A 3,653-nucleotide genomic window follows, 5' to 3' on the forward strand; every position below is an offset into this window, starting at 1 on the left:
TAGAGAACGCCTTAACTGCGGATTAACTTCTCATGCCTGCACAGTTTCTAAATTTGGAAACTTTTATTAACTTTGTTATGACAAGGCCAAACCGATATTTCAACACACGATTTCTTGAAGAAGTAAGGACCTTTTTTAAGAGTCTGGACGGAAAAATAGTACGGAAAATATTGTATAATATAGATCTGGCCGAGCAAACGAATGATCCCAGACTGTTGAAAAAGGTCAGTAACAACATCTGGGAGTTCAGGATCAAATATGGCAATCTTCAATACCGTTTATTAGCCTTCTGGGATAAAACCAATAACACGCAAACGCTGGTAGTTGCAACACACGGCATTATTAAAAAAACAGATAAGCTGCCATTAAAAGAAATTGAGAAAGCTGAAAGTACAAGAGGGTTATATTTTTCCCAAAAAAACTGAACGCAACTATGTCAAAAGCCAAACTAAATACTTATTCACTGAACGAACTTAAAGATGAGTTCATCGGCAAACGCGGTACTAAGGCAAGAGCGCAATATGAGTATGAACTGAATATGGATGTACTGGGGCATATGATAAAAAAAGCACGGAAAGAACGCAATATGACCCAGGAGCAGCTTGGCAAGCTGGTAGGCGTGCAAAAAGCCCAGATCTCCAAACTGGAAAGCAGCGTTAACAGCGCTACTATTGATACAATTGTTAAGATTTTCAAAGCGCTGAATGCTGATATTCATTTTAAAGTAAAGCTTGAACACAAGTACCTTCAACTGATATAAAACCAGGTCTATTGCAATGAAACCCTACATACTTCTTTTTCTTTGCGCTTTACTCACCTTCTCCTGCAGCCCCATACAGGTGCTGGACCAGGAATACGCCGACAACTTTGCCCTTAACAATTACCGCACTTTTGATTTTTATGGTGCAGATACCAGCGGCGCCGCTGTAAACAGCCGGGCATACAACGCCAGCCTTGCAGCATTGAAAACAGAAATCACCCAGCAGCTGCAAAAGCGCGGCCTGCAGCGGGGTGAGCACAACCCGGACCTGCTGGTGAATATTGGTATAGTGATCAATGAAAAGGTGCGCACACATAAATCAGCAACCGGCGACCCGCACTATATGGGCCAGCGGCGCTACACCTGGGATGACGAACAGCTGGAGCTGGGGCAGCATTACAATGAGGGCACGGTTACCGTTCATTTGGTAGACCGTGCCCAGAATACGTTGGTGTGGCGTGGAGTGGTTGAAGGAATAGTGCCGGATAAACCGGCCCGCCTGCAACGCAATGTGGCAGACGCCATGGAAGAACTTTTCAGGGGGCTGTAGCGCACAGCGCTGTTAGTTCACTTCCAGGTCGTTCTTGGGAGGCAGCGCCGGAAAAGGAGCGTGGGGCTCCGCCTGGTACCAGTACACTACAGAGCTGATGTCTGACTGCTGCTGCAAATAACGGCCGCCGCTGCGCCAGCCAAGGTCCTGGATGGTTACTTTCAGGTCTTTATCAAACCGAACCGGGTCCTTAATATGCCAGCGGTACAGGCCAAAACGCTGTTGCGAGTCATATACACCGTTAGGGCGTATAACCTGCGCCAGCCCGGTATAAGGCGTGCAAAACTCCTGGTATTGATGGGTGTTGCGGTTCTCAAAGTTGTAGGAGCCGCAGAAATAATCTTCTGTACCGGTGCCGCAAATGGTTGGGAACTTTGTATCTCCGTCCATAAAGAACTTGATTTCTCCTTCGCCCCACCAGCCGTTGTTATTTACGCCCCAGGCCAGGTAGGTGCCCACGTAGTGGCCTTTGCCTTTAATGCCATCTACCAGCGTATACAGGCCGCCTTTAGTGGGATTGTTGCGGCGGAACTGTGCGTGAAAATAGCCTGCATCTGCCGGTACATCCGTAAGCGTATAATCTACCTGGTAGTACAGCGTCATACGTTCCGTATTGATGTTTTCCATGGTGATCTTACACTTTTTGCGGAAAGGCATGGTCCAGTAGCAGTTAAAGGCGCTGCCCGGGTTTACACATATTGCCAGGGAGGTTAGCTGCGCATACTGGCCCCAGCCCATGCCAAAGAAATCGCCTACCGGCACTTCTACAGAAGGGGTGGTTTCGTCGTCCCAGTAAAAGCGGATAATGGAAAAGCGCCAGTTACCGGTTGGCGTCATCCAGATGTGCTGAATAGCGCCCGGGCCTTCAATTTCTGCGAGTGTAACGGTCTTTCCGGGCTCAATGTGAATGTAAGGGTTTACCTTCCAGCCCTGCCCCAGATCGCGGGCCGCATCCCGCGCATTGCCCTGCTCCAGTGTGGCCATGCCGGCCTTGCCTTTTTCTCCTGTAAAATTTTCCGGGCTAATGCTCCTGGTTTTTGCGTTGGAAAGCTGGAACAGGTTGCCCATGTTCATATCAAGTCCGTTAAAGGATGGCTGCTGCGCATAAAGCAGGTTGGCTGCCAGTACTGCGCAACAAAGCATAAGCAATTTCTTCACCATGAGTGTAGGTTTTGTAACGTGGATCAATAATAGTTAAGGTTACAAATTACAAAACGAATTACACGAAGCATAACGTCATCGTGTAATTCGTTCTGTAATATTTAATGCTGGAAAAGTTTATTTCACGCCAAACTTGTAAATGCAGGTTTGGTGGTAAGTTTCGCCGGGCCGCAGCACAACCGAAGGGAAGGAAGGCTGGTTGGGAGAGTCCGGGTAATGTTGGGTTTCCAGCGCCAGTGCGCCGCGGTGAATATAGGTTTTACCGCCTTTACCAACATCGCCGGCCATAAAGTTGCCGCCGTAAAACTGAACACCGGGCTCCGTGGTCCACACCTCCATATAACGGCCGCTCCTGGGTTCCAGCACGGTGGCTGCCAAAGACAGCTCATTGCCTTTCTTGTTCAGTACCCAGTTATGATCGTACCCTTTACCAAATTTCAGTTGCTCAAAATCGGCGCCTACCCTTTCGCCAATAGGCGTAGGCTTGGTAAAGTCCATGGGAGTGCCTTTTACCGGCTCCAGCTTGCCCGAAGGGATAAGGCCACTGTCTACCGGCGTGAATTTATCTGCGTTCAGCATCAGCACATGGTCATTAATATCGCCATTGCCGGCGCCATGCAGGTTCCAGAAGGAGTGATGCGTTAAGTTCACAACAGTAGGCTTATCGGTGGTTGCTTTATAGTCGATCTTAAATTCATTACTGTCTGTGAGCGCATAAGTCATTGTTATATCCAGGTTGCCGGGATAACCTTCTTCCCCGTCTTTCGACAGGTAATGAAATTCCAGCGTATTGGCGTCGGGTTGTTTAACATCCCACACCACGTCGTTAAACCCTTTTAAACCGCCGTGCAAGTGGTTGGCATTGTTGTTTACCGCCAGCTTGTATTCCTTGCCATCCAGCTTAAACCGGCCCTTGGCAATACGGTTGCCGTAACGGCCCACAACCCCGCCGTAGTAGCGCTCTTTGGTGTTTACATACTGCCCTATCTTATCATAACCCAGCTCCACATCCGCCAGCTGTCTTTCACGGTCGGGCGCCAGCAGGGCTACTACTTTTGCACCGTAATTGGTTACTGCCATCTGCACGCCGCCTTTGCTCCTGAGGTAAAATAACTTTACCTGTTTTCCATCAATCGTAGTATCAAAATTTGCAGCGGGAATTAAAGACTCAATGTTCATACT

Annotated in this window: 5 protein-coding genes; 3 read left to right on the forward strand and 2 right to left on the reverse strand. The window is 48.5% G+C overall.

What is annotated here, in order from left to right; all coding sequences use genetic code 11:
- Positions 1-77: 77 nt before the first annotated feature.
- Genes VFS25_RS05530 through VFS25_RS05540 form a run of 3 tightly spaced genes read left to right on the forward strand, consistent with a single transcriptional unit; the run spans position 78 to position 1,310 of the window.
- Entirely contained in the window at positions 78-425 is a 348-nt protein-coding gene (locus VFS25_RS05530) for a type II toxin-antitoxin system RelE/ParE family toxin (RefSeq protein WP_326461126.1), read from the forward strand.
- Positions 426-433: 8 nt separating this feature from the next.
- A complete protein-coding gene (locus VFS25_RS05535) occupies positions 434-760 on the forward strand; it encodes a helix-turn-helix transcriptional regulator (RefSeq protein WP_326461127.1) in 327 nt (108 codons plus the stop codon).
- A 16-nt stretch (positions 761-776) separates the two neighbouring features.
- The gene (locus VFS25_RS05540) at positions 777-1,310 is read left to right on the forward strand and encodes a DUF4136 domain-containing protein (protein WP_326461128.1); all 534 of its coding nucleotides are present in this window, start codon (positions 777-779) and stop codon (positions 1,308-1,310) included.
- A gap of 12 nt (positions 1,311-1,322) precedes the next feature.
- On the opposite strand, the gene VFS25_RS05545 is transcribed toward VFS25_RS05540, so the two are convergent.
- Entirely contained in the window at positions 1,323-2,471 is a 1,149-nt protein-coding gene (locus VFS25_RS05545; RefSeq protein ID WP_326461129.1) for a glycoside hydrolase family 172 protein, read from the reverse strand.
- A gap of 117 nt (positions 2,472-2,588) precedes the next feature.
- The coding region (locus VFS25_RS05550) for an aldose epimerase family protein (RefSeq protein WP_326461130.1) at positions 2,589-3,653 on the reverse strand (1,065 nt) is incomplete at its 5' end.

The organism is Chitinophaga sp. (genome assembly GCF_035761305.1).
GTDB lineage: Bacteria > Bacteroidota > Bacteroidia > Chitinophagales > Chitinophagaceae > Chitinophaga.